Raw genomic sequence first — 24,426 nt, 5'->3', positions numbered from 1 at the left:
CCGCGCTCGCGTGCAAGTCGGTCGCATCTCGCGCTTCGGCCTGCTGGAAATGTCCCGTCAGCGCCTGCGTCCATCGCTGGGCGAAAGCAGCGGCATCGTTTGCCCGCGTTGCAACGGCACCGGCATCATCCGCGACGTTGAATCGTTGTCGCTGGCGATCCTGCGCCTGATCGAAGAAGAAGCCCTGAAAGACCGCACCGCCGAAGTTCGCGCACAAGTGCCGATCCCGGTGGCTGCGTTCCTGCTCAACGAAAAACGCAACTCGATCACCAAGATCGAACTGCGCACCCGTGCCCGCATCGTCATCCTGCCGAACGATCACCTCGAAACGCCGCACTTCGAAGTTCAGCGTCTGCGTGATGACAGCCCGGAAGCCCACATCAACCAGTCCAGCTACGAAATCGCTGCTGCCGCTGCCGAAGTGGAAGAAGTCCAGCCAGCCGCCGCGACCCGCACCCTGGTTCGCCAGGAAGCCGCGGTCAAGACTGCGCCGGCCCGCGCCAACGCGCCGGTGCCGACCGAAGTCGTTGCTGCCGCCCCGGTTGCTGCACCGGCCGCCGCGCCAGAGCCAAGCCTGTTCAAAGGCCTGGTGAAGTCGCTGGTCAGCCTGTTCGCCACCAAGGAAGAGCCAGCCGCCCCGGTTGTGGTTGAAAAACCTGCGACCACCGAGCGTCCGGCCCGTAACGAAGAGCGTCGCAACGGTCGTCAGCAAAGCCGCAACCGTAACGGTCGCCGTGATGAAGAACGCAAGCCTCGTGAGGAACGTGCACCGCGTGAAGAACGCGCACCACGTGAGCCACGCGAAGAGCGTCAACCACGCGAAGCTCGTGAAGAGACCACCACTACCCCGGTAGTTGCTCGCGAAGAACGCGCACCACGCGCCCCGCGTGAAGAACGTGCACCGCGCGCTCCACGCGAAGACCGCAAGCCACGTGGCGACCGCGAAGAGCGTCCGGTACGTGAACTGCGCGAGCCACTGGATGCCGCTCCTGCTGCACCAGCCGCTGCCGCTGCCGTTGCTGCGACCACTGAAGAGCGTCCAGCCCGTCAGCCACGCGAAGAACGCGCGCCACGCCCACCGCGTGAAGAGCGTCAGCCACGTGCCGAACAGGCTGCCGCCGCGTCCGAAGAAGAACTGCTGACCAACGAAGAGCAGCAACAGGAAGACGGTCAGGAAGGCGCCGAAGGCGATCGTCCACGCCGCCGCTCCCGTGGCCAGCGTCGTCGCAGCAACCGTCGCGAGCGTCAACGTGATGCCAACGGCAATGTGATCGAAGGTTCGGAAGAATCCGAGTCCGCCGAAGGTAGCGAAGCCAGCGAAACCAACGAAGCGCCAAGCGCTGCCGATCTGGCCGCCGGCCTGGCTGTTACCGCAGCCGTTGCCAGCACCGTGATCAGCGCTCCTGCTGAAGCACAGGCTCACGAGCAAGCCGAACGCGCCACTGCTGCTGTTCAGGAAACTGCAGTAGAAGCGCCGGTTGTTGAAGCGACGACTCCGGTAGAAGCCACAGCCGCTCCGGAAGTTGAAGTAGCGCCGGTTCGTGAAGCACAGCCTGAAGTTCAAGCTGCTGCCGAGCCTGCTTTCATCGCCGAGCCAGTGGTTGCGGAAACCTCGTCCGAAACCGTGACCGAAGCGGTCCGCGAAGTGCGTGAAGAGCAAACCGCGTTCAACTGGGTTGCCGAGCCGGTTGTTGCCGAGCCAGTAGCCGCCGAGCCGGTTATCGAAGCGCCAGCGCCAGTCGTTGAAGCTCCGGTTGCGCAAGCGTTGGTCTCCGAGCCAGTGTCCGAGCCAGTGATTGTTGCTGCCGAACCTGCTCCGGTCGTTGAAACCCCGGTTGTCGCCGAAGTGGCTGCACCAGTGGTCGAAGCCGCCCCAGTCAGCGCCCTGACCGAAAATGGCCGTGCGCCGAACGACCCACGGGAAGTGCGTCGCCGCAAGCGTGAAGCCGAGCGTCTGCAGAAAGAAGCCGAACTGGCTGCCGCTGCTGCACCGGCTGTTGCCGAGCCAGCACCGGTTGTGGCTGAAGTCGTTGAGGCAGCTCCTGCCCCGGCCGCTGAAGTCGCTGCCGAGCCGGTTGAATCCGTGATCGACGAAGCGCCACGCTCCGTTCAGGAAGCGGTACAGCAACACGAAGAAGCCCTGGAAAAAGAACACGAGCCTAAACCCCTCGTCTGATTCCATCGGCCACTAAAAAGCCCCGCCTGGTGATCCAGGCGGGGCTTTTTTTATGCCCGTTAACCTCAGCGCAATCCGCTGTGGGAGCGGGCTTGCTCGCGAAAGCGGTCTAACATTCAACATTCATGCAGGCTGACCCACCGCATTCGCGAGCAAGCCCGCTCCCACACGGGATCTATGCCGATGGGTAGATCAACTTCTCAGGCACATCCACATCCCACAACACACCGGGATCATCCACCGCCACCTCGACCACTCGCGTTTGGGCAAACAACGGCTTCGCCCCACGATCACCGGACAGCCCCATCAACCCCGGCCCAAAGCGCCGGCCAAATCCCACCGGATGCCCGAACTCGCCCTCGTGCACTGGCACGCTGATGCAATCGTCCGCAATCCCCGCCACCACTCGCTCGATACTCGACGGCAGCATGAACGGCATATCCCCCAAAACAATCAACCAGCCACTGAGCTGCGAACAAGCCGCCACACCCGCCGCAATGCTGTCGCCCATGCCAGTGGACTCGATCAGTACAACCTCGTAACCATAAGCCTGGGCCATGCGAATCACCTGGGGACGATCCTCGGTGGTCACCAATACGCGCTTCTCAAGGTTCGCGGGCAGATTCACCAACACCTGCTCGATCACCGAGCGCACCGCACCGTCGCGACCGGCGCAGTCGGCCAGTAACTTATCCTTTTCCGCACCGGCAACCTGTTGAAAACGACTGCCCTGCCCCGCCGCCAGCACAATGACGCCGATGGGTTCGCTCATACGCCCTCCCGCAACGGCTTCTTCTGCTTCAGCTCGACGCCGTTCTTGATCGCCACGATTTCGGCCAGCAACGACAAGGCGATTTCCGCCGGGGTGTGGCTGCCGATGTGCAGACCGATCGGGCCGTGCAGCCGCTCGATAGCCTGTTCTGACAAGCCTAGCTGAGCCAGGTTGTCCCGGCGCTTCAGGCTGTTGACCCGCGAACCGAGTGCGCCGACGTAAAACGCCTTGGAATCGAGCGCGGTGAGCAGCGCCATGTCATCCAGTCGTGGATCGTGGGTCAGGGCGACGATGGCGGTGCGTTCATCGGTCTGGATATTCAGCACGGCTTCGTCGGGCATGCCCGGCACGAAGCGGCCGTGCTGCTCTTCCCAACCGTAGACGAACTCAGTGCGCGGATCGCAGATCAACACTTCGAAATCCAGCAACCGCGCCATTTCCGCGACATAGCGCGACAATTGCCCGGCGCCGATCAGCAACAAGCGCCAGCGCGGGCCATAGATCGCGCGCAAGGTGTTGCCGTCAAAACTCAGCACATCGGTCTTGTGCGCCGGTTGCAAAACCACGTCACCGGACGCGAGATCCAGCGAACGGGCGACGATTTCGTGGGCTTCGCAACGGACCAGCAACTCAGCGACCCACGCAGGATCACCGACCCGCTCCTCGGTCAGGCGCAAGGTGCCGCCGCAGGGCAAGCCGAATCGCGCCGCCTCCTCGCGGGTAACGCCGTAGGTGATCAATTGCACCGGCGGCCCGTCGGCCGGGATGCGGCCATCGTGCAGCCGCGCGATCAGATCATCCTCGACACAACCGCCCGACACCGAGCCGATCACCACGCCGTCCTCACGCAACGCCAACATGGCGCCAGGTGCCCGGGGCGCGGTGCCCCAGGTCTGGACCACGCTGTACAACACCACCCGCTGACCGGCGCGGCGCCAGTCGAGTACGCTGCGCAGGACGTTCAGATCGACGCTGTCCATCAGGCGTCCGCCTTCTGCCAGCCCTGCAGTTGAAAGCGGACCGGCAGGCTGCGGATGCGCTTGCCGGTAGCCGCGAAGATCGCGTTGCACAGCGCCGGCGCAATCGGCGGTACGCCCGGCTCACCGACCCCGCCCAACGGCACATCGCCCGGCGGCGTGACCAGATGCACCGCGACTTCTTTCGGCGCCAGGGACATGCGCGCCACTTCGTACATGTGGAAATTGTCCTGCTGGACCTTGCCGTCCTTGAAGCTGATCTCACCGAGCACCGCGTTGCCCAGGCCCATGACGCAGGCGCCTTCGAACTGCGAGCGAATCCGCTCGGGGTTGATCTGTGGACCGCAATCCACGGCGATATCGGCCTTGTGCACAATCAAGGTGCCGTCGTCTTTGACTTCAACCTCGATCACCGCCGCCACATAGGTGACGAAGCTGTAATGCACCGCCAGCCCCAGGCCTCGGCCCTTGGGCAACTGGCGGCCCCAACCGGCAGCTTTGGCGGCGGTTTCCAGCACCGTGCGCAGGCGCGCGGTATCGATCGGGTAACGTTCGGGTGATTCGCCATAGTTCCACTCTTCACTCAAGGTGCGCGGATCGATCTGACGGTCCGGGCCGAGCAACTTAATCTGGTACTTGAGCGGATCCTCCCCGGCCTTGTGGGCCAATTCGTCAACGAACGTCTGAATCGCAAACCCATGGGGAATGTTCGACACCGAGCGATACCAGCCGACCCGGGTGTGAACCGTCGCTTCCGGGTTTTCCAGGCGCACATTGGGGATCGCGTAGGCCATGTTGGTAAAGCCCATGCCCAACTCGAACGCCGCTTCGTGGTTCATGCCCGGGGCGAACAGCGCGGTGATGCTCGGCGCCACGGTGCGGTGTAACCAACCGGAGGGCAAACCGTCCTTGTCGAGGCTGGCCTTCAGGTATTCGGCGGACACGGTGTGGAAGTAGGAACAATGAATGTCGTCTTCACGGGTCCACTGCACTCGCACAGCCTTGCCAGGGAATTCCTTGGCGAGGATGGCGGCTTCGATAACGAAGTCCGGTTTGGACTTGCGCCCGAAACCGCCGCCCAGCAAGGTCACGTTGAAGGTGACGTTATCGAATGGCAGGCCGAGGCGTTCGCCAATCCGTTCGCGGGTAACTTGCGGCGCCTGACTCGGCGCCCAGGCTTCGCACACGCCATCCTTGAACCGGGCGATGGCGACCATCGGCTCCATCGGCGCTTGCGCCAGGTGCGGCAAATAATAGGACGCTTCGAGGGTGCTGCCGGTGCTGGCCAGGGCCTTGTCGATGTCGCCGGTATTGCGCACCACTTTGCCCGGTTTGAGCGAGGCGGCTTCCAGTTCCTTGCGGTAGGCGATCGAGTCGTAACTGGCGTTGGGGCCATCATCCCACTCGATTTTCAGTGCTTCGCGGCCCTTGATCGCAGCCCAGGTGTTGCTGGCGACCACGGCCACGCCACCCAATGGCTGGAACTCGGACGGCAGCGGACGGCTTTCAATCTGCAAGACCTTGATCACGCCGGGGACTTTCATTGCCGCGCTGGCATCGAAGGATTTGACCTTGCCGCCATACACCGCTGGACGGGCGATGGTTGCGTAGAGCATGCCGTCGAAATGCACATCAGCACCGTAGACCGCACGACCGTTGACGATGTCGGCACCGTCGATGGCGCGCACGCCCTCGTTGCCGATGTAGCGAAATTCCGACGGCTGCTTGAGCCGCAGGCTGTCACGGGCCGGCACCGCCAGCGCACCGGCCGCAGCGGCCAAGTCGCCGTAACCGAGTTCGCGCTTGGTAGGTTGGTGAATGACTTTGTGCAACTGGGCGTGGCACTCACCAACCGGCACTTTCCACTGCTCGGCCGCGGCCTGTTCCAGCATGGTCCGCGCGGCGGCACCGCAGCGGCGCATCGGCTCGTACCAGTGGCGCATGCTGCGCGAACCGTCGGTGTCCTGGTTGCCGAAGCGCACTTCGTCACCCGGCGCCTGCTGCACTTTGACCAGCGCCCAGTCGGCGTCCAGTTCATCGGCCACCACCATGCTCAGGCTGGTGCGCACACCCTGGCCCATTTCCGAACGGTTGCAGACCACCGTCACCGTGCCGTCGGCGGCAATGCTGACGTAGACCTTCGGATCGTCGACCGAGCCGTGGGGCATGCCGTCGGCGCCGAACTTCTTCGGTTTGTCTTCGGCGAAAGCGTCTTGCCACCCCCAACTCGCGGCGAGCACCAGCGCACTGGTGGCGCCAACGCCTTTGAGAAAACCGCGACGGCTGAGGTTACTCAGATTGCTCAGGGCGAAATCATTCGGGAGCTGGCTCATGCCTTGGCCTCCTTCAGATGAGTGGAGGCTTGGCGAATGGCGGTCTTGATGCGGTTGTAAGTGCCGCAACGGCAAATATTGCCGACCATCGCCTCTTCGATTTGCTCGTCGCTCGGATTGGGATTGATCTTGAGCAACGCGGTGGCGGACATGATCTGCCCGCCCTGGCAAAAACCGCACTGGGCCACGGCGGTGTCGAGCCAGGCTTGCTGGACGATTTGCCCGACCGGATCAGCGTGCAGGTTGTCGATGGTGCGGACGTCCTGGCCGACCACCGAACCAATCGGCGTGATGCAACTGCGCGCCGGCAAACCGTCGATATGGATGGTGCACGCGCCGCACAGGCCCATGCCACAGCCGAATTTAGTACCGTTGTAACCGGCCACGTCGCGGATCGCCCAGAGCAGCGGCATATCCTCGGTCACGTCGAGTTGATGGTCTTGACCATTGAGCTTCAGGGTAATCATGGGCACGCCCGCATATTGTCATGGTTATGGGGTCGAGCAATCTGCCGCCAGGGGGTTAGCGGTGGGTTCACGCAGATCGGCTCAGGCTAATGGGCTCTCTTACGCAAACGGGAACGTCTGCATCGGGCCTTTGGTGGAGCAAATGCTTGCATCGTTAGGTGGATAAGTTAACCCAGCATTAACAAAGAAGCCCTGCACAATTGAAGTTGTGCAGGGCTTCGAAATTCGCCTGTTTAAAGCGTAGCTTCAATAGCGATTGGGTTCCATTTCCAGCTCGACGCTGAAGCGTTGCGAAATGTCTTTCTGGATCCGTTGCGCCAAGTCCAGCAATTGCAGACCGGTCGCGCCACCGTAGTTGACCAGTACCAGCGCCTGCAATTTATGCACGCCGGCGTCAGCCTCACGGAAGCCTTTCCAGCCAGCCTTCTCGATCAGCCAGCCGGCCGCCAGTTTCATTTGCCCGCCCGGTTGCACGTAGGCCACCAGATCCGGGTATTCCAGCTTGAGCCGAGTCACCAGCGCCGCCGGCACCAACGGGTTCTTGAAGAAGCTGCCGGCATTGCCGAGCACGGCCGGGTCCGGAAGTTTTTCGCTGCGGATGCTGCAAATCGCCTGGCTGACATCGGTCGGCGTCGGGTGATCGATGCCCTGCTCGGTCAGGCGCTGGCGCACCGGGCCGTATTCAAGATGCAGGTGCGCGGTGCGATTCAGGGTGAAACGAACCCGCAGGATCAACCAACGCCCCGGCTGCTGTTTGAACAGGCTGTCGCGGTAGGCGAAGTTGCATTCTTCCAGGCTGAAATCCCGCAACTCGCCGGTCTGGCGATCCAGCGCGGTGAGGCCGGCGAACACGTCTTTGATCTCGACGCCGTAGGCACCGATGTTCTGCATCGGCGCCGCGCCGACGGTGCCGGGGATCAGGCTGAGGTTTTCCAGGCCCGACAAGCCTTGGGCCAGGGTGTGTTGCACGAACGGATGCCAAGGCTCACCGGCCTCGGCTTCGATCACCACTTGGCTGCCGTCATCGCTCAACACGCGAATGCCGCGCGTGGCCATGCGCAGCACCAGCGCGTCGATATCAGCGGTCAGCAGCAAGTTGCTGCCACCGCCAATCACCAACAGCGGCACCGCGTTCGAAGCGGCATACGCCAGGGCTTCACGCACCTCGGCGTCGTTATGGGCCTCGGCAAACAGTCGGGCCTGGACGTCCACACCAAAACTGTTGAACGGCTTGAGTGAAACCCCGGATTGGACCTGCAAACTCATAACCGTCCCTTCAACTCGATCACCAGCAAATCACTGGCGCGCTCGATCAAATCCAGCACTTGTTCAAAGCCCTGGTCGCCGTCGTAGTACGGGTCCGGCACTTCATCGATTTCCGACTGGTAGCGGCGCAGGAACAAGTCCAGCTCAGCCTTGCCCTTGGCCGGTTGCAGGGCCTTGAGGTTGCGCAGGTTGCTGTTGTCCATCGCCAGGATCAGGTCATAAGTGGCGAAATCCGCACGGCTGACTTGCTGGGCACGCTGGGCCGACAGGTCGTAGCCGCGCAATTTGGCCGCCGCCTGGCTGCGCTTGTCCGGGGCCTTGCCGACGTGCCAGTCACCGGTGCCGGCGGAAGCCACTTCGACTTGATCGGCCAGCCCGGCCTCACGCAATTTATGTCGCAATACACCTTCGGCCGTGGGCGAACGGCAGATGTTGCCCAGGCAGACGAACAGAACCCGCATCAGGCCTCCAGCAGGCGACGAACGCGCTCAAGGTCTTCGACGGTATCGACACCGTGCGGCGGAGCGATCAGCGCATCGGCGACGTGAATCCGCACGCCATGCCACAAGGCGCGCAGTTGTTCCAGGGATTCGGTGTTTTCCAGCCAGCACGGGCCCCAGCTGACGAAGTCATGCAGGAAACCGGCGCGGTAGGCGTAAATGCCGATGTGACGACGATACGGCACGCCTTCCGGCATTTGCTCACGCGTCTTGGCGAAAGCGTCCCGGGCCCACGGCAACGTGGCGCGACTGAAAGTCAGCGCCAGGCCATTGAGATCGCTGACGACCTTGACCACATTGGGATTGAACAGGCTTTCCACGTCCTCGATCGGCTCGGCCAACGTGGCCATGCGCGCTTCGGTGTGGGCGGCCAGGTTGGCGGCGACCTGATCGATCACGCTCGGCGGGATCAGCGGCTCGTCACCCTGGACGTTGACCACGATGGCGTCGGGCGCCAGGCCCAGTTTCGTCGCCACTTCGGCCAAACGGTCGGTGCCGGAGTTGTGGTCTTCCCGGGTCAGCACCACTTCGGCGCCAAAGCCTTTGCAGGCCTCGACGATGCGCGCATCGTCCGTGGCGACCACTACGCGCTGGGCACTGCTTTTACTCGCCTGTTCCCAGACGTGCTGGATCATCGGCTTGCCGGCGATCAGCAGCAGCGGTTTGCCCGGCAGGCGGGTGGAGGCGTAACGCGATGGAATGACAACGGTAAAGGCTGTGGTCATTTATCCAGGCGCTCATCGGTGGTCAGGGTGCGGGCTTCGGTTTCAAGCATCACCGGGATGCCATCGCGAATCGGGTACGCCAGGCCGGCGCCCTTGCTGATCAGCTCGGTCTTGTCGGCACTGAGCTTGAGCGGGCCTTTGCAGACCGGGCAAGCGAGGATATCGAGCAATTTGGTGTCCATGAGCATTCCCTGGATAAATACGGTTTTAAGGCAAAAGACGATTCGGCAACAGGCGCATCAGCTGCGTATCGAACCAGGCCACGAAGGCCGGTGACGGCACAGCATCGACCGCCAGGTACCACCAGTCGGCGGCGGCAAAGGCACGGCACTTCACCGCATCCTTTTCGGTCATCACCAACGGCAATGACGGGGTGAAATTCAAGGCCTGCACGCTGTATTCGGCGTGGTCGGCAAACCCATGGGGGATTGGCTGCCAGTGTAGCGTTTCGAGGGTTTTGAAGAAACGCTGGGGATTGCCGATCCCGGCCACGGCGTGCAACGCCTGGCCTGGGGGAAAATGATCGAGCGGCTTGCGTTCGCCGGTTTTCAGATTGATCAGTGCGGTGGGTTGCAGTTGAAAGGCAAAACCGTCGTCGCGGTCATGGGCCGCGCCGTTGTAGAGCACCGCGTCGACGCTTTGCAGGCGCTCGATCGGCTCACGCAACGGACCGGCGGGCAGGCAACGTTTATTGCCCAGGCCACGGGCGGCGTCGATCAGTACCAACTCCAGGTCCCGGGCCAATCGATAGTGCTGCATGCCGTCGTCGGACAGGATCAGGTCCAGCGGTTCACTGGCCAGCAAGGCTTTGACGGCGCGGCTGCGGTCCGGGTCGATCATCAAGGGCACGCCGGTGCGCTGCACGATCAGCAGCGGCTCGTCGCCGGCGATATCGGCGCCTTGATCGGCCTCGACTCGCCACGGCAGTTGCGGCGGCTTGGCGCCGTAACCCCGGCTGACCACGCCCACCCGCAAACCGCTGCGCTGGCAGTGCTGGATCATCCACAGGATCATCGGTGTCTTGCCGGTGCCACCCACGGTGATATTGCCGACCACGATCAGCGGCACCGGCGGCTGGTAGATGTCGCCCTCACCCGCCAGGAAGCGCTGACGCTTGCCCGTGACCACCCGCCGATACAGCCACTCCAGCGGCTGCAACAGCTTCAGGGCCGGATGACCGGCATACCACGCGGCGAGCAATCGATCGGACATGGCCATCAGTGCGTCGGCGCTGCCTCGACAGTAGTCATTCGCAGATGGCTGAAACCGAGCTTGCCGGCGGCGTCCATGGCGGTGATGACGGATTGATGCTGGGTCTTGCCATCGGCGGTGATCGACAGCGGCAGGTTGGTGTCGCCGTTGGATTCTTTCTGCAAGGCGTCCATCAGGCTGCTCAGGTCATTCTTTGGCAACAACTGGTTGTTGACCGAAAACACCCCCTCGGCGCTGATGGCGATGTCCAGTTGCTTGACCTGCTGGTCTTCCGCCGGCGAGCCGCTGACCGCTTCCGGCAGCTCGACGCGCAATTGGGTTTCCCGGGTAAAAGTCGTGGTCACCACGAAAAACAGCAGCAGGACAAACACCACGTCGATCAGCGACACGAGATTGATGTCCACGTTCTCCCGTTGCTTTCGGCGGAATTTCACGCTTTTTTGCCCTCGGACAGGTCCACGTCACGGTCGCCCTGCACCACTTCAACCAGCTTGATGGCTTCCTGCTCCATGCCCACTACCAGTTCATCGATGCGCCGTTGCAGGAACCGGTGGAAGAATACCGACGGGATACCGACGATCAGGCCCGAAGCCGTGGTGATCAAGGCTTTGGAAATACCGCCGGCCAGCACGGCGGCGTTGGTGGTCATGCCGGTGCCCATGAACGAACTGAAGATATCGATCATGCCCAGCACCGTGCCGAGCAACCCGAGCAACGGGGCCATCGCGGCGATGGTGCCCAGAGCGTTGATGTAACGCTCCAGTTCGTGGATGACCCGGGCGGCGGCCTCTTCGATGCACTCTTTCATGATCTCGCGACCATGCTTGGAGTTGGCCAGGCCTGCGGCGAGGATTTCGCCCAGCGGCGAGTTGGCGCGCAGTTCCTTGAGTTTTTCTTTATTGAGCTGTTTGTCTTTGATCCAGACCCAGACCTGCCCGAGCAAATGCTCCGGAGTCACTCGGCTGGCACGCAGGGTCCACAGACGTTCGGCAACGATCGCCATGGCCGCGATGGAACTCAGAATGATCGGCAGCATCATCCAGCCGCCGGATTTGACCAATTCCCACACAGTGACAGTCCCCTCGAAAAAGTGCGCCACTCTAACATAGGGGGTCGGCGCACCGAAGACCGCGATGTCGCATCCCGTCTGGCTGGTTATTTGTTCAACACCGGCACATCACGCCAGAAGCGCCGTTGTTGACGCATCGTTTGCGGTGGCTTGAAGCTGCCCAGTTGCAGACGGACGGCGCCGTGCTCAGCACTGTCATAGATGTGCAGGCCCCGTTTGCGATAGCGTGCCATGACCATGGGATGGGGGTGACCGAAGGAATTGCCTTGGCCACGGGAAATCAGCACAGCTTTGGGTTGCAACGCAGTAAGCAGGGCCATGGATGACGAACTGCGACTGCCATGGTGCGGCGCCGTGAGCCAATCGGTGGGCACCGCCAATGGACTGTCCAGGAGCGCGAGTTCGGCGTGGGTATCGATGTCGCCGGTCAGCAGCAAGCGTTCGCCGTTGGCTTCGATCTGCAGGACGCAGGATTTTTGATTGCTTTCGCTGGCCGATGACCATTGCCAGAGCTGGAAGGTCACGCCGTCCCAGGTCCATTGCCGGCCACTCTCGCAGCCCTCGGCCTGTAACTCGACGGGGAGCGCCAGCGGATCGCCGCTGAACACCCGCGTCACCGGCAATCCTTTTGCAATTGCCCGCGCACCGCCGGCATGGTCGGCATCGGCATGACTGAGCAGCATCAAGTCGAGTCCATTCACGCCGAGTTTGCGCAATGCCGGCAGCACCACCCGTTCACCGAGGTCGAAATCACCGAAACGCGGGCCAGCGTCATACAGCAGCGTGTGCTGGCGAGTGCGCACCAGGATTGCCAAGCCCTGGCCGACATCCAGTTGCCAGATCTCGGCCCGGCCTTCATGCACCTCCTCGCGCGGCGGAAACACCAGCAGCAACAGCATCGGCCAACCCAACGGGCGCAGCGGTACACCTCGGGGCATTAATAGAAGAAAGGCGCCCAAAGCGCCGATGCCCCCTATCCATAACGGCACCGCCACCGGCACCCACGCGGGCAACTGATTCGCCATGAGTGCCAGGCCCTTGAACAACAAGTCGATCAGTCCGCCCGCCAGCCACAGCAATCCTTCCCCCACGTAAGGCACCGGCAACAGCAACGTCCCGAGCAAGGCTGGCGGCAAGACCACCAGACTGATCCACGGCACCGCGAGCAGATTGACCAGTGGCCCGCTGACACTGATAGGCAATCCCAGCATCAGCAGCAAGGGGCACAATCCAATCGCAATCAACCATTGGGCGCGGGTCCAGGTTTGCCACCAGCGCCAGGGACCCAGCCGACCGCCGAAGGTGAAGATCAACACCGCCACCGCCGCAAAGGACAACCAGAATCCCGGCTGCAAACTGGCGAGCGGGTCCAGCAACAAGACACCATTAAACGCCAGCAACAGCGGCCACCACGCACCGAGATGACGAAAGCGCAGCCGCCACAAAAGCACCAGGCCGATCATCACGCAGGCCCGGCGCACCGGCACGTCGAAACCGGCCAGCAACCCATAACCGAGCGCCGCCGCAAACGCCAGTCCGCACGCCCACGGCAGCCAGGGCCAGCGCACCGGCCACAAGCCATAACGGGCAAGCCCGGCGATCAGCAAATACACCACGCCCGCGAGCAAACCAATGTGCTGCCCGGAAATCACCAGCAGGTGCACGGTGCCGGTGTCTTGCAACACCTGCCAGTCCTCACGGCTCAACCCGGCGCCATCGCCCAGCACCAACGCCGCCAGCGCTCCGGCTCGTCCTTGGGCATCGACACTGAGCAAGCGTTGGCGGATGCCATCGCGCCAGGCCCAGCGGGCGGGTGACAGGCGCTGGCCATCCTTGACCGTTCCGGTGGCGCCGATGCCCTGGGCCAGCAGCCAGGCGTCGTAATCGAAGGCATGGGGATTGAGCAACCCGGTCGGGCGCTTCAACTTCACCGCCAGGCGCCAGCGTTCGCCGCTGTTGACCGGCGGCCCTTCATACCAGGCCAGGCGCATCAGCGGCGGCACAGCTCCGTGGCGCGAGCGCGCATCCGCCAACTCGAAACGCACCACCGTCTCGCTGTGCTGCGGCAATCCCACCACTCGGCCTTCGACCCAGCGAGTTTCACCGTCCAGGCTCGCTGGCAGTCGATCATCCAGCGCCGATTGCGCCTGCCCGCACGCCCAACTGAAGCCGAACAGAAAAAACGCCAACGGATAGGTGCGAAACGGCAGCAACATCAAACCCACTGCCGGTAAGAACAGCCATAACCCGACCGGCGGTAAAACCGGTAAAAAACGCAGCGCCAACAACCCGAGCGCCAGCGCCACCATCCCTGTGCGCATAAGCCCGTCCTTGAGAGTTCCCTCACCAGTCATAGACGGCCCGGCGCACGGGCGCGGTTATTAATTGTCACAAAGTCTGAATAGGCCGCTAGTAGAATCCAGACATACTTGCGGCCTGAACCGACCGAGAAGCCTTATGCCCCGGCGCTTATTCAAACGATACATGCCAGACCCGACCAGCATCAGGGAACACAAATCCTTACGCTTTCTCGGCACGCTGCTGCATGACCCGAACCTTTGGCACCTCAATCGCCATTCGGTGGCCCGGGCAATGGCCGTCGGCCTGTTCGCGGCGTTCCTGCCGATTCCGTTGCAGATGCTGGTGGCTGCCGTCCTCGCGATCATGGTGCGCGGCAATATGCCGATTGCGGTGAGCCTGGTCTGGCTGACCAACCCGATCACCATGCCTGCCGTGTTCTTCTGTACGTACCAGACCGGTGCCTGGCTGATGGATGTGCCCGCCCGGCATCTGCCCGATGAGCTGACCTGGGAATGGATCAGCGGCGAACTCTCGACCTTGTGGCAGCCGTTTTTGCTGGGCTCTGTGGTGGTGGGGTTGGTGTTGGGCGCCCTCGCCTATTGCCTGACCATGATGTATTGGCGGTGGTGGGTGGGGCGGCAGTGGGCGCGGCGCAAGAAAAACCGGATGTGAGAATGCAAAACGGCCTCCATTGTTGGAGGCCGTTTTTTATGCGGTGTCTGGGCTGGCGCCTTCGCGGGCAAGCGCGCTCCCACAGGTAAGGTGGTGTCTTATGAGAGCGGGCTTGCCCGCGAAGGGGTCGACGCGGTCCCGAATCAGGTCCGCATCCCGCGTCCACTCACCAGCAACCGCGCGCAACCGATGTACAACGCCACGGTCGCCACCAGCATGAAGGTGATTGCCACGCTGATCTTGATGTCCGACACCCCGAGGATGCCGTAGCGGAACGCGTTGACCATGTGCAGCACCGGGTTGGCCAGGGACACGGTCTGCCAGAACGGTGGCAGCAACGAGATCGAGTAGAACACCCCGCCCAGGTACGTCAGCGGCGTCAGCACGAAGGTCGGGATGATCGAGATGTCATCGAAGTTGCGCGCAAATACGGCGTTGATGAAGCCCAGCAGCGAGAAGATCGTCGCCGTCAGTACTACCACCAAAATGGTCACGCCCAGGTGATGCACCTGCAAATCGGTGAAGAACAGCGACAGGATCGTCACGATGATCCCGACCATCAACCCGCGCAGTACACCGCCCAGGGTGTAGCCGATCAGAATTGTATGCGGCGAGACCGGCGAGACCATCAATTCCTCGATGGAACGCTGGAACTTGCTGCCGAAGAAACTCGACACCACGTTGCCATAGGAGTTGGTGATCACCGACATCATGATCAGCCCCGGCACGATGTACTCCATGTAGGTGAAGCCACCCATGCCGCCAATCTGCTTGCCGATCAGGTTGCCGAAGATCACGAAGTACAGAACCATGGTGATCGCCGGCGGCAGCAGGGTCTGCGGCCAGATCCGGGTAAAGCGCTTAACTTCGCGGTAAACGATGGTATTGAGGGCAACGAGGTTGGGTTGCAGCTCGGAACTCATACCGCCACCTTCGACAGATTTTTCTCCACCAGGGACACGAACAACTCCTCGAGGCGATTGGTTTTGTTACGCAGGCTCAGCACTTCGATGTTCTGCTGCGCCAACTGGGTAAACAGCGCGGTGATGCCCATGGCCTTGTCCACCTGGACTTCCAGGGTGTGGCCGTCGAGCAGCCGGGTCGGGTAACCGAGCAACTGCGGCACCACGTTGAGCGTGTTCTTGGTGTCGAGCAGAAAGGTTTCCACATGCAGTTGGCTGAGCAACTGCTTCATGCTGGTGTTCTCGACGATGGTGCCGTGGTCGATGATCCCGATGTTGCGGCACAACTGCTCAGCCTCTTCCAGATAGTGCGTGGTGAGGATGATAGTGATGCCTTTCTGGTTCAGCTCGGTCAGGAAGGTCCACATCGAGCGACGCAATTCGATGTCCACCCCCGCTGTAGGTTCGTCAAGGATCAGCAGGCGCGGTTCGTGAACCAGGGCGCGGGCGATCATCAGGCGACGCTTCATGCCGCCGGACAATGAACGGGACGGCACATCGCGTTTGTCCCACAGGCCCAATTGCGTCAGGTACTGCTCGGCGCGTTCCTTGGCGATTTTCGGCGGAATGCCGTAGTAACCGGCCTGGGTCACGACGATGTCGAAAGTCTTTTCGAACTGGTTGAAGTTGAATTCCTGCGGCACCACGCCAATGGAGCGCTTGAGCTGCGCAGGATTCTTGTCCAGGTCATGACCGAAGATATTCACCGTGCCCGTGGTCTTGTTCACCAGGGTCGAGAGAATGCCGATGGTCGTGGATTTGCCGGCGCCGTTAGGGCCGAGCAAAGCGAAAAAGTCACCTTCGGCGACATCCAGATCGATACCACTCAAGGCCTGGAAACCGTTGCCGTAGGTTTTGGTTAGCTGCCGGATGGACAGAGCGGAACTCATATCGGATTACGCACCAAGAAGGGAGGAAGGGAATAAATAAGGGCGGGCGGCGATCAATACAACCACGGCGCACGAGCGCAATGGTGCTTGTCGCCGCCACACAAGTACAGTCAAGTGTGTCGATAGTGAGTATTAAGTCAACGCGGTCATGACGGCTTTCTGATACGCCGGGCGCTGTTTCAGTCGCGCATACCAGGCTTGCAAATGTGGCTGCGGTGCGCGCTCGATCGGCATCTCGAACCAGGCATAAATGAAACTGCCCAAGGGAATGTCGCCCATGCCGATTTCATCGCCGGACAGGTACGGTTTCACCGCCAGCGCCTGATCGACCATCGATAGCAAATCATCGCACTCCTTGATAGCAGCGTGGATGGCGGTCCAGTCCTGCTGGTCTTTCGGGGTGCGCAACACGCCCCAGAACACGGTGCGGAACGGGCCGGCGAAACTTGACGTGGTCCAGTCCATCCATTTATCGGCCGACGCCCGGGCCTGAAGATCTTCCGGATACCAGGTCGTGCCATTGGCGTGACGAGCCATCAGGTAACGCACGATGGCGTTGGATTCCCACAGCACAAAACCATCGTCCTGAATCACCGGCACGCGGCCATTGGGGTTCATGGCGCGGTATTCAGGCGTGTCCACCACCCCGAACGCGCCGCCGGCATCAATGGCTTCATAGGCCAGGCCAAGTTCCTCCGCGGCCCACAGTGGTTTCCTGACATTCGACGAGTTTTTCCGACCCCAGATCTTCAGCATGACTGCCTCTTTTTGGATGAATGTGCCGGAAGCATACGCCGGATCAGGCGCGACTCAAATCACTCTGCATGTCTCCCAGCAACACCGGCAGTTGCTCGCCAAACAGATGCGGATAGCACTTTTCCAGGTGTTCGAAAAAGAACGCTTCCGGCACATCGGGAAACTGGCCGTGATCCACGAGATACTCCATCAGCTGCGCGCCGTCGCGGTTGAAGGGATGGAAAACGCTGTCGTTCAACCCATCGAATTCCAGCGGCGCGACATTGAACAATTCGCACAAGCCTTGATTGAACGCGGGCGTGGCTTTCACCCAGCGCTCGTTCAGGTACAACTCGGTGTAGCCGTGCATGGCGAACACGTCGCTCTTGAGCAGTTCGAGCAGGCGTGGAGTCGACAGGTGATTGCGCACGTCCGCCAGGCCAATGCGCGCCGGGATCCCACAGTGCCTGGCGCACGCGGCCAGCAACGTGGCCTTGGGCACGCAATAACTCTCGCCGGCCGCCAGTGCATAACTGCCGCGCAAGGTGTCTGGGTCGCGACTGAAGGTGTAGGGGTTGTAGCGCACGGCCTCGCGCACGGCGTAATAGAGATTGATCGCCTGCTCAAGCGGATCGCGACTGGCACCGCGATGTTTTTCGGCGAACTCCACCACCGCAGGGTGGTCACTATCGATGAAGCGGCCGGGATTCAGATACTCGTGCATGAGGGCGATCTCCTGGGGGAGCTTCGAGTCTAACGACACCTTCAGCACAGAGATAACGACGATTCGGCCAAACATGGGCGCTTTGCCGCTCACCTTGCGAACGATTTTCGAGGCCTGATGCCAACAGGTCTTACAAAACCCATCCAAGGTTTCCCACGAATTCAATCCATTGCTCTGACCACCCGATTTTGCGGATGCCGTCTAAGCTCTGAAAGTTGGTTTTGCCCTGGTTTCACGGAGGATTAAATATGCTGTTGTTGTGGATACTGGTTCTGATCGTTGGAATAGCCTATTTGGCCCACCGCCGCATCGCCCCGCTGCCTGCCTTGGGCATCGTTGCGGTTTATGTGGTGGCGATGGGCGCCTTCAGCCATGCACCGGGCTGGCTGCTGCTGATCATCTGGGTCTTGATCGCGGCGGTCGCAGCGCCATTGTTGCTGCCTGACCTGCGCCGCAAATTCTTCAGTGCGCCGTTGTTCAGCTGGTTCCAGAAAACCCTGCCGCCGATGTCGCAAACCGAACGCGATGCCATCGACGCCGGCACGGTCTGGTGGGACGGCGAGCTGTTCAGCGGTCGTCCGGACTGGGACAAATTGCTGTCCTACCCAAAAGCGCAATTGAGCGAAGAGGAACAGGCCTTTATCGACGGCCCGACCGAAGAACTCTGCGCGATGGTCAGCGACTGGCAGATCGGCCAGGACATGGATCTGCCGCCGGAAGCCTGGGCGCATATCAAGGAAAACGGCTTCTTCGCCCTGATCATCCCCAAGGAGTTCGGCGGCAAAGGCTTCTCCGCCTACGCCCACTCCCAGGTTGCGATGAAACTGGCAACCCGCAGCGGCGACCTCGCGTCCACCGTGATGGTCCCCAACTCCCTTGGCCCCGCCGAACTGTTGCTGCACTACGGCACCGACGAACAGCGCAACCATTACCTGCCACGGCTGGCTCGCGGCGACGATATCCCGTGCTTCGCGTTGACCGGTCCGTTGGCCGGCTCCGACGCCGGCGCGATGCCCGACACCGGTGTCATCTGCAAAGGCGAATGGGAAGGCCAGGAAACCCTGGGCCTGCGCCTGAACTGGGAAAAACGCTACATCACCCTCGGCCCGGTGGCCACCCTGCTCGGCCTGGCTTTCAAGGCCTACGACCCGGACCATTTGCTGGGCGACAAGGAAGATCTGGGCATCAGCCTCGCGTTGATCCCGACTGACACTGCCGGAGTAGAAATCGGCCGCCGTCACCTGCCGCTGGGCGCCGCGTTCATGAACGGCCCGAACTCCGGCAAGAACGTGTTCATTCCGCTGGACTTCCTGATCGGTGGCCAGGAAATGCTCGGCAAGGGCTGGATGATGCTGATGAACTGCCTGTCGGTGGGGCGTTCGATTTCCCTGCCGGCAGTGGGCACCGGCGCGGCGAAGTTCACCAGTCTGGTGACTGGCCAGTACGCTCAGGTACGCGAGCAGTTCAACGTGCCGTTGTCGGCCTTCGAAGGTATTCAGGAAGCCATGGCCCGGATCGGCGGCAACGCCTGGATGATGGACGCCGCACGCCTGCTGACCGCCAACGCGGTGGATCTGGGCGAGAAACCGTCGGTGCTGTCGGCGATTCTCAAATACCACCTGACCGAACGCGGCCGCGAGTGCATCAGCCACGCCATGGATGTGCATGGCGGCAAGGCAATCATCATGGGTCCCAACAATTACCTGGGCCGCAGCTGGAATGGCGCGCCGATCTTCATCACCGTGGAAGGCGCGAATATTCTCTCGCGTAACCTGATGATCTTCGGCCAGGGCGCGATCCGCTGCCATCCGTTCGTACTCAAGGAAATGGCCCTCGCCGGCCGTGAAGACAAGGATCAGGCCCTCACCGAGTTTGATGGCCTGCTGCTCAAGCACATCGGTTTTGCCGTGAGCAACGCCGCCAGCACGCTGGTGCTGAACCTCGGCTTTGGGCACTTCGAACACGCGCCAGGCAATAAACTCAGCCAGGGTTACTTCCGTGCGCTCAACCGTCAGGCTGCCGCGTTCGCCATGCTCGCCGACTTGAGCATGATGTTGCTGGGCGGTGAATTGAAACGCCGTGAACGCCTGTCGGCACGCCTGGGGGATGTGCTCAGCAACATGTACCTGGCCTCCGCCGCGCTCAAGCGTTACCACGACCTCGATTCGCCGGACCACATGGCCCCGCTGTTTATCTGGGCGATGGAAGAAAGCCTGGGCCAGTCCGAGCGCGCGCTGGATGAACTGCTGACCAACTTCCCGAACAAGGTGCTGGGTTGCCTGCTGCGGGTGATCGTGTTCCCGTTCGGTCGCCGCCACAAAGGGCCGTCGGACAAACTCGGCGCCGAAGTGGCGGCGGTGATTGGCCGGGCCAAGGGCGACCCAACCCTGGAAGAGTTGCTCGGCGGTTGCTACCGTCCGCAATCGGCCGACGACGCTGTCGGTGCCCTGCAACATGCCTGCAACCTGCTGAACGCGGCGCAACCCTTGCAGAAAAAACTGCATGTGGCGCTCAAGAGCGGCCAGGTCAAACCGGCCGCCGGGGAGCACGCGATCGATGCAGCGCTGGAAGCCGGGGTCTTGCAACCGGTTGAGGCGCAAACCCTGCGTGACGCCGAAGTGGCGCGGCGCAAGGTGATCGATGTCGATGATTTCGACAAAGAGGAGCTTATGCTGGAGGAGGGAAAAGTCCGCTGATCCAGCCATCGATGTAAAAATGGGCGCGGGAGCTTTATACTCCCGCGCCCGTTTTGCTCTTGAGGACTTATCTCGTGTCCAATGTCGTTGCCGATCATCTCGTCTTGCTTGACCACTTGCGCAGCATCCTGGTCGCCGTGGGTGAGGCCGAACAGGTTCCCGAAGAAAGCCATGCCTTGTTCCTGGAGCGCTTCGACGAACTGCGTGCATTGCTGCCGGTCGATCCGATCGAAAGCCAATACCTGGGCCAGGACATCCTCTGCCAGGTAATCACCCGCTACCCACAAATTGCCCACCTGGTACCGCGCGACCTGCTGTGGTACTTCGCCGGGGACTGCCTGCACTACATGCCCGATGATGAAATCGACTTGTATCAGGCGCTGGAAGAGCGTCGTTTCGAAGCGGAACAGAACGACGAACCGTTCGACTGGAACCAGGAAAAACAGCTGCTGGCGATGTCGCAGGACGACAGCAAGCACTGATTCACGGTTGGAAATGCAAAAGGCCCGCATGGTGATCATGCGGGCCTTTTTTGATCTTGATTTCAGAGCAATCCATCACTCTCCGGCAACTCATACTCCGCCGCGACCTTGCTCAACGCACTGGGCTTACCCGGTTTGCTCAAGGTCGGCTCCTTCTCCAGGCACTCCACCAGATAATCAATAAACACCCGCAACTTGGGTGGCAGGTAACGGGTCGGCGAGTGCAGCAGCCAGGCACCGCCGTGATACGACGCCAAGAAAGTCCAGTCCGGCAACACTTGCACAATCAGCCCCTGCTCCAGCGCATACCGGGCGGTGAAGTACGGCAGACTGCCGATGCCGATGTGCTGCAACACCGCGCCCAATCGCACGCCGGTGTGATTGGCCGCATAACGTCCGCGCACGCCGACGGTCACAGCCTTGGTGCCTTTCTTGAATTTCCAACGGGCATCGCTCGGGGTTTCGCCCAAATAGATGCAGCTGTGATTGAGCAAGTCGTGGGGATGGGTCGGCGTGCCGTGTTCGGCCAGGTACTGCGGCGTCGCGCAGAGCAAATGGTCGATGGTCAGCAATTGCCGCCCGACCAATCCCGCGGGCGGCCGATCGGTAATACGAATCGCCAGATCGACGTTGTCATCGATCAAATCCACTTGCCGATCTTCAAGCAACAACTCCACATCCACTTTGGGATAACGACGCAGAAATTCCGGCATATGCGGGTGAATCACAAAACGCCCCACCGCTTTGGGCACGCTGACCCGCACCAGGCCTTCGGCTTCGTGGGTGAACTGACCGCTGATTTCCATCACCGACTTGGCTGCGCTGACCATCTCCTGACAACGTTTGAACACCTCTTCGCCACCATCGCTCAACCGCAATTTGCGCGTGGTGCGCTGCAGCAACCGGGTGGCCAGGGCTTTTTCCAGGCGCGAAATGCTGCGACTGACCGCCGAGGGCGACGAGCCTAATTGTCGTGCCGCTTCGGAGAAGCTGCCGGTTTCGACAACCTTGACGAAAATCGCCATTTCACCCAACAGCGGCAGCGGTAGATTTATGCTCACAGCGCAACAGTCCTTTGATGTTTGAACGGATTATCACGCAATTCCACGCTTCATATAATAAAAATAGAAACTTTAATAAGGGCATGGAATATGACGCTTCGCCTCTTTTTCCATAGTGATGACCTCAAGGCCAATGTGGAAGTCCTGGATTGCACGCCCCACGAGAATGAATTCGCGGTCGTTTTGCGCGCCACACTGTTTCACCCCCAGGGCGGCGGCCAGCCCTTCGATACCGGCTGGATCGGTGAAAGCCGGGTGCTGCGGGTGGTTCAGGATCCGGACCGGATCGTCCATTACGTCGACCAACCGGTGAAACTCGGCATGACCCAGATCCGGGTCGATGAACCGCGCCGCCGACTCAATACCCGCCTGCATTCGGCCGGTCACCTGATTGGCCATTTTGTCCAGGCGCTGGGCTGGATGCCGATCAAGGCCCATCACTGGCCAGGCGAAAGCCGTGTGCAATTCAAACCGGCAGAGTCGGCCGCCGAAGTGGATATCGAAGCCGTGCAGCACGGCATCGAGCAGTGGATCGCCCACGACCTGCCGCGCCTGACGTCACTGCGCGAAGGCGCCCGGGAAATCGGTTTCGGTGAACTGCCCGCCTACGGTTGCGGCGGCACCCATGTCCGTAGCCTGAGGGATTTGGGCACGGTCACGATCGACTCCCTTTCACAGAAAAAGGGCACGTTGTCCGTCAACTACCACGTGGATTGAGCTTTTTGGCGATGTCGACACCGTCATCGCCTGACGCCGGGGGAGCCTGCATTCGCGAGCTCCGTTGACTACTCGATAGATGGACCTAAACCATGATGCTTGACGTCGAGCGTCTCGATGAGACGTGCATAAAAAAACTGGCCAACGAAGAAGTCCTCGCCATCCGCGTCAAAGGCTTTTTGCCTCAGCCGCTGGCGGTGCAGATTGGCGACAAGATCCTTGCGCCGGGTTTCGAGGGTTACATCAACGCGCCAAGCATCGGTCGCATCGGCATGGCGTTTTACGAGGCGGAAAACCAGCCGCTGCTGATCGAAGATTATTTCGAACGCGCCACCAGCAACATCGAGGAACTGCGCAATCGCTGTGCGCCCTACTCGTCCCCGGTCGACACGTTGCGCTGCATGCTCGACGAGTCCTGGCCGGCGGGCGCGCATCTGGAAAACCTCTACGGCCGCAAGATGTACGTCGGGCTATCGAGGGTGGTGAAACCCGGCGTGTGCTTCCTCGCCCATCACGACATCTTCGCCAAAGACGCCCCGGACAGTTTTCAGGCCCGCAGCCTGGAAGCGCAATTTGCCTGCAATGTTTACCTGAACATGCCCACCGAGGGCGGCGCCTTGCAGATGTGGGACCACGACATTTCCCCGGACCAGTTCGATGAAATGCGTGGCGACAGTTACGGCATCGACCCGGCCCTGCTGGGCCCTCCGACCCTGGAAGTGCGCCCGGATCCGGGGGATTTCATCATGTTCAATTCGCGCTGCATGCACTCGGTGACCCCGGGCGTGGCAGACCCGCGGTTGAGTCTTTCGTTCTTTGTCGGCTATCGCGGCAATGCTTCACCCCTTACTTTTTGGAGTTGAGATGCTTTCGAATTACTTGGGCGAGTTTCTGGCGCTGGCGACCATTCACTTTCTGGCCGTGGTCGCACCCGGACCGGACTTTGCCGTGACCATTCGCCAGAGCGTGCGCTTCGGCCGTCTGGTGGGAATCTGCACCGCGCTGGGCATCGGCGCGGGGATTTCCGTGCACGTGCTTTACACCCTGCTCGGTGTCGGCGCATTGATGCACACACTGCCCTGGTTATTGACGGTGGCGAAGGTCGTGGGCGGCGCCTACATCCTGTATCTCGGCGTCAGCCTGTTACGCAGCAAACCCAAGACGGCACTGGACGGCGACAAACCTGCCGACGAGCCCGTGGTCGAGCAAACCCTGTTGAAGGCGTTCACCACCGGTTTCCTGACCAACGCGACCAACCCGAAAGCCACGCTGTTTTTCCTGGCGATCTTCACCACCATCATCAGTGCCACGACGCCGCTGCAGATCCAGGCGCTATATGGCCTGTGGATGTGCTTCGTCAACGCACTGTGGTTCGTGATCGTCGCGCTGTTCTTTTCCAGCACCCGGGTGCGACTGCTGTTTATGCGCATGGGGCATTGGTTTGAACGCACCATGGGGGTGATTCTGATCCTGTTTGCCGGGCGCCTGATTCTCTCGATGTAAACCAGCCCCCACGCAAAAGGCCCGCTCAGTCAGACTGGCGGGCCTTTTTCGTTTGTGCGTCGCTTTTGCGTTTCTGTGCGACAGATCCCACTTCGGGGACTCCCCTACTGCTTCCCCGTGGTGTTAGGTTGGGGGCCTTTCTGATTATTCGATCAGATATTTCCCACTCACTACCTGCGAAGGAAT

24 protein-coding genes are annotated in these 24,426 nt (G+C 61.3%); 7 read left to right on the top strand and 17 right to left on the bottom strand.

The genetic code is table 11. The annotated features are described in order from the left end of the window. On the top strand, nt 1-2,176 hold a 2,176-nt coding region (locus tag ACIQY3_RS29745; protein WP_403027040.1), incomplete at its 5' end, for a ribonuclease E. Between the two features lie 175 nt (nt 2,177-2,351). Here the strand turns inward: ACIQY3_RS29745 and ACIQY3_RS29740 are convergent. The 12 genes from ACIQY3_RS29740 to ACIQY3_RS29685 all read right to left on the bottom strand — a co-directional run bounded on the left by ACIQY3_RS29740 (nt 2,352) and on the right by ACIQY3_RS29685 (nt 13,818). Next, nucleotides 2,352-2,948 (bottom strand): NTP transferase domain-containing protein, encoded by a 597-nt coding sequence (locus ACIQY3_RS29740; protein WP_403027037.1) that lies wholly within the window; start codon nt 2,946-2,948, stop codon nt 2,352-2,354. Beyond that, the gene (locus tag ACIQY3_RS29735; RefSeq protein ID WP_403027035.1) at nt 2,945-3,928 is read right to left on the bottom strand and encodes an XdhC family protein; all 984 of its coding nucleotides are present in this window, start codon (nt 3,926-3,928) and stop codon (nt 2,945-2,947) included. The genes ACIQY3_RS29740 and ACIQY3_RS29735 overlap by 4 nt, the downstream gene beginning before the upstream one ends. Beyond that, on the bottom strand, nt 3,928-6,258 hold the full coding sequence (locus tag ACIQY3_RS29730; RefSeq protein ID WP_403027032.1) for a molybdopterin cofactor-binding domain-containing protein: 2,331 nt from the start codon (nt 6,256-6,258) through the stop codon (nt 3,928-3,930). The genes ACIQY3_RS29735 and ACIQY3_RS29730 overlap by 1 nt, the downstream gene beginning before the upstream one ends. Beyond that, nucleotides 6,255-6,725 (bottom strand): (2Fe-2S)-binding protein, encoded by a 471-nt coding sequence (locus tag ACIQY3_RS29725; protein WP_403027030.1) that lies wholly within the window; start codon nt 6,723-6,725, stop codon nt 6,255-6,257. The genes ACIQY3_RS29730 and ACIQY3_RS29725 overlap by 4 nt, the downstream gene beginning before the upstream one ends. 246 nt (nt 6,726-6,971) lie before the next feature. Further along, nucleotides 6,972-7,991: a UDP-N-acetylmuramate dehydrogenase gene (gene murB, locus ACIQY3_RS29720; protein ID WP_403027027.1), complete on the bottom strand. Its 1,020-nt coding sequence runs from the start codon at nt 7,989-7,991 to the stop codon at nt 6,972-6,974. Beyond that, on the bottom strand, nt 7,988-8,452 hold the full coding sequence (locus ACIQY3_RS29715) for a low molecular weight protein-tyrosine-phosphatase (protein WP_054613853.1): 465 nt from the start codon (nt 8,450-8,452) through the stop codon (nt 7,988-7,990). Before ACIQY3_RS29715 ends, murB begins: the two co-directional genes overlap by 4 nt. Then, nucleotides 8,452-9,216 carry a 3-deoxy-manno-octulosonate cytidylyltransferase gene (kdsB, locus tag ACIQY3_RS29710; RefSeq protein WP_403027024.1) on the bottom strand — a complete coding sequence of 255 codons (765 nt, stop codon included), beginning with the start codon at nt 9,214-9,216 and terminating at the stop codon, nt 8,452-8,454. The genes ACIQY3_RS29715 and kdsB overlap by 1 nt, the downstream gene beginning before the upstream one ends. Next, nucleotides 9,213-9,398 (bottom strand): Trm112 family protein, encoded by a 186-nt coding sequence (locus ACIQY3_RS29705; protein WP_007945752.1) that lies wholly within the window; start codon nt 9,396-9,398, stop codon nt 9,213-9,215. Before ACIQY3_RS29705 ends, kdsB begins: the two co-directional genes overlap by 4 nt. A 25-nt stretch (nt 9,399-9,423) precedes the next feature. Beyond that, nucleotides 9,424-10,434 carry a tetraacyldisaccharide 4'-kinase gene (gene lpxK / locus ACIQY3_RS29700; RefSeq protein ID WP_403027021.1) on the bottom strand — a complete coding sequence of 337 codons (1,011 nt, stop codon included), beginning with the start codon at nt 10,432-10,434 and terminating at the stop codon, nt 9,424-9,426. Continuing rightward, on the bottom strand, nt 10,434-10,862 hold the full coding sequence (locus ACIQY3_RS29695; RefSeq protein ID WP_403027018.1) for an ExbD/TolR family protein: 429 nt from the start codon (nt 10,860-10,862) through the stop codon (nt 10,434-10,436). Before ACIQY3_RS29695 ends, lpxK begins: the two co-directional genes overlap by 1 nt. Next, nucleotides 10,859-11,497 (bottom strand): MotA/TolQ/ExbB proton channel family protein, encoded by a 639-nt coding sequence (locus ACIQY3_RS29690; protein WP_185058243.1) that lies wholly within the window; start codon nt 11,495-11,497, stop codon nt 10,859-10,861. The genes ACIQY3_RS29695 and ACIQY3_RS29690 overlap by 4 nt, the downstream gene beginning before the upstream one ends. 86 nt (nt 11,498-11,583) lie before the next feature. After that, a complete protein-coding gene (locus ACIQY3_RS29685; RefSeq protein WP_403027015.1) occupies nt 11,584-13,818 on the bottom strand; it encodes a DNA internalization-related competence protein ComEC/Rec2 in 2,235 nt (744 codons plus the stop codon). 136 nt (nt 13,819-13,954) lie between these two features. Here ACIQY3_RS29685 and ACIQY3_RS29680 point away from each other — a divergent pair, with 136 nt between their 5' ends. Next, nucleotides 13,955-14,470 (top strand): DUF2062 domain-containing protein, encoded by a 516-nt coding sequence (locus ACIQY3_RS29680; protein WP_403027013.1) that lies wholly within the window; start codon nt 13,955-13,957, stop codon nt 14,468-14,470. A gap of 143 nt (nt 14,471-14,613) precedes the next feature. Here the strand turns inward: ACIQY3_RS29680 and ACIQY3_RS29675 are convergent, their stop codons facing one another. The 4 genes from ACIQY3_RS29675 to ACIQY3_RS29660 form a co-directional block, all read right to left on the bottom strand. Then, nucleotides 14,614-15,393, bottom strand: a complete 780-nt coding sequence (locus ACIQY3_RS29675; protein ID WP_123407003.1) for an ABC transporter permease — start codon at nt 15,391-15,393, stop codon at nt 14,614-14,616. Beyond that, on the bottom strand, nt 15,390-16,322 hold the full coding sequence (locus tag ACIQY3_RS29670; RefSeq protein ID WP_403027009.1) for an ABC transporter ATP-binding protein: 933 nt from the start codon (nt 16,320-16,322) through the stop codon (nt 15,390-15,392). Before ACIQY3_RS29670 ends, ACIQY3_RS29675 begins: the two co-directional genes overlap by 4 nt. A 132-nt stretch (nt 16,323-16,454) precedes the next feature. Then, a complete protein-coding gene (locus ACIQY3_RS29665; RefSeq protein ID WP_403027007.1) occupies nt 16,455-17,078 on the bottom strand; it encodes a glutathione S-transferase family protein in 624 nt (207 codons plus the stop codon). 43 nt (nt 17,079-17,121) lie between these two features. Continuing rightward, nucleotides 17,122-17,781, bottom strand: coding sequence for a transglutaminase family protein (locus tag ACIQY3_RS29660; protein WP_403027004.1), 660 nt, complete (start codon nt 17,779-17,781; stop codon nt 17,122-17,124). A gap of 248 nt (nt 17,782-18,029) precedes the next feature. Between ACIQY3_RS29660 and ACIQY3_RS29655 the strand changes: the two genes are divergently transcribed. Continuing rightward, nucleotides 18,030-20,477 carry an acyl-CoA dehydrogenase gene (locus ACIQY3_RS29655; RefSeq protein WP_403027002.1) on the top strand — a complete coding sequence of 816 codons (2,448 nt, stop codon included), beginning with the start codon at nt 18,030-18,032 and terminating at the stop codon, nt 20,475-20,477. A 74-nt stretch (nt 20,478-20,551) separates the two neighbouring features. Beyond that, complete coding sequence (locus tag ACIQY3_RS29650; RefSeq protein ID WP_054051726.1) at nt 20,552-20,959, top strand: PA2817 family protein; 408 nt, start codon at nt 20,552-20,554, stop codon at nt 20,957-20,959. Nucleotides 20,960-21,021: 62 nt separating this feature from the next. Here ACIQY3_RS29650 and ACIQY3_RS29645 read toward each other — a convergent pair whose 3' ends face one another. Beyond that, nucleotides 21,022-22,020, bottom strand: coding sequence for a LysR family transcriptional regulator (locus ACIQY3_RS29645; protein ID WP_054613846.1), 999 nt, complete (start codon nt 22,018-22,020; stop codon nt 21,022-21,024). A gap of 90 nt (nt 22,021-22,110) precedes the next feature. Here ACIQY3_RS29645 and ACIQY3_RS29640 point away from each other — a divergent pair, with 90 nt between their 5' ends. The 3 genes from ACIQY3_RS29640 to ACIQY3_RS29630 all read left to right on the top strand — a co-directional run bounded on the left by ACIQY3_RS29640 (nt 22,111) and on the right by ACIQY3_RS29630 (nt 24,240). After that, nucleotides 22,111-22,737 carry an alanyl-tRNA editing protein gene (locus ACIQY3_RS29640; protein WP_403026999.1) on the top strand — a complete coding sequence of 209 codons (627 nt, stop codon included), beginning with the start codon at nt 22,111-22,113 and terminating at the stop codon, nt 22,735-22,737. 92 nt (nt 22,738-22,829) lie between these two features. Next, a complete protein-coding gene (locus ACIQY3_RS29635) occupies nt 22,830-23,600 on the top strand; it encodes a 2OG-Fe(II) oxygenase (protein ID WP_265040315.1) in 771 nt (256 codons plus the stop codon). Between the two features lies 1 nt (nt 23,601). Then, nucleotides 23,602-24,240, top strand: a complete 639-nt coding sequence (locus ACIQY3_RS29630; protein ID WP_403026995.1) for a LysE family translocator — start codon at nt 23,602-23,604, stop codon at nt 24,238-24,240. Nucleotides 24,241-24,426: the final 186 nt, after the last annotated feature.

This window comes from Pseudomonas sp. NPDC096950 (assembly GCF_044762525.1).
Classification (GTDB): domain Bacteria; phylum Pseudomonadota; class Gammaproteobacteria; order Pseudomonadales; family Pseudomonadaceae; genus Aquipseudomonas.
The sequence above is the reverse complement of the archived record's forward strand: the minus strand, read 5'-3'. Positions and strand labels throughout refer to the sequence as shown.

What these genes read in the sequence shown, in the direction of transcription:
- ACIQY3_RS29740 (WP_403027037.1), bottom strand. Translation starts at nt 2,948, where the DNA reads ATGAGCGAACCCATCGGCGTCATTGTGCTGGCGGCGGGGCAGGGCAGT.
- ACIQY3_RS29735 (WP_403027035.1), bottom strand. Translation starts at nt 3,928, where the DNA reads ATGGACAGCGTCGATCTGAACGTCCTGCGCAGCGTACTCGACTGGCGC.
- ACIQY3_RS29730 (WP_403027032.1), bottom strand. Translation starts at nt 6,258, where the DNA reads ATGAGCCAGCTCCCGAATGATTTCGCCCTGAGCAATCTGAGTAACCTC.
- ACIQY3_RS29725 (WP_403027030.1), bottom strand. Translation starts at nt 6,725, where the DNA reads ATGATTACCCTGAAGCTCAATGGTCAAGACCATCAACTCGACGTGACC.
- murB (WP_403027027.1), bottom strand. Translation starts at nt 7,991, where the DNA reads ATGAGTTTGCAGGTCCAATCCGGGGTTTCACTCAAGCCGTTCAACAGT.
- ACIQY3_RS29715 (WP_054613853.1), bottom strand. Translation starts at nt 8,452, where the DNA reads ATGCGGGTTCTGTTCGTCTGCCTGGGCAACATCTGCCGTTCGCCCACG.
- kdsB (WP_403027024.1), bottom strand. Translation starts at nt 9,216, where the DNA reads ATGACCACAGCCTTTACCGTTGTCATTCCATCGCGTTACGCCTCCACC.
- ACIQY3_RS29705 (WP_007945752.1), bottom strand. Translation starts at nt 9,398, where the DNA reads ATGGACACCAAATTGCTCGATATCCTCGCTTGCCCGGTCTGCAAAGGC.
- lpxK (WP_403027021.1), bottom strand. Translation starts at nt 10,434, where the DNA reads ATGGCCATGTCCGATCGATTGCTCGCCGCGTGGTATGCCGGTCATCCG.
- ACIQY3_RS29685 (WP_403027015.1), bottom strand. Translation starts at nt 13,818, where the DNA reads ATGCGCACAGGGATGGTGGCGCTGGCGCTCGGGTTGTTGGCGCTGCGT.
- ACIQY3_RS29680 (WP_403027013.1), top strand. Translation starts at nt 13,955, where the DNA reads ATGCCCCGGCGCTTATTCAAACGATACATGCCAGACCCGACCAGCATC.
- ACIQY3_RS29675 (WP_123407003.1), bottom strand. Translation starts at nt 15,393, where the DNA reads ATGAGTTCCGAGCTGCAACCCAACCTCGTTGCCCTCAATACCATCGTT.
- ACIQY3_RS29670 (WP_403027009.1), bottom strand. Translation starts at nt 16,322, where the DNA reads ATGAGTTCCGCTCTGTCCATCCGGCAGCTAACCAAAACCTACGGCAAC.
- ACIQY3_RS29665 (WP_403027007.1), bottom strand. Translation starts at nt 17,078, where the DNA reads ATGCTGAAGATCTGGGGTCGGAAAAACTCGTCGAATGTCAGGAAACCA.
- ACIQY3_RS29660 (WP_403027004.1), bottom strand. Translation starts at nt 17,781, where the DNA reads ATGCACGAGTATCTGAATCCCGGCCGCTTCATCGATAGTGACCACCCT.
- ACIQY3_RS29655 (WP_403027002.1), top strand. Translation starts at nt 18,030, where the DNA reads ATGCTGTTGTTGTGGATACTGGTTCTGATCGTTGGAATAGCCTATTTG.
- ACIQY3_RS29640 (WP_403026999.1), top strand. Translation starts at nt 22,111, where the DNA reads ATGACGCTTCGCCTCTTTTTCCATAGTGATGACCTCAAGGCCAATGTG.
- ACIQY3_RS29635 (WP_265040315.1), top strand. Translation starts at nt 22,830, where the DNA reads ATGATGCTTGACGTCGAGCGTCTCGATGAGACGTGCATAAAAAAACTG.
- ACIQY3_RS29630 (WP_403026995.1), top strand. Translation starts at nt 23,602, where the DNA reads ATGCTTTCGAATTACTTGGGCGAGTTTCTGGCGCTGGCGACCATTCAC.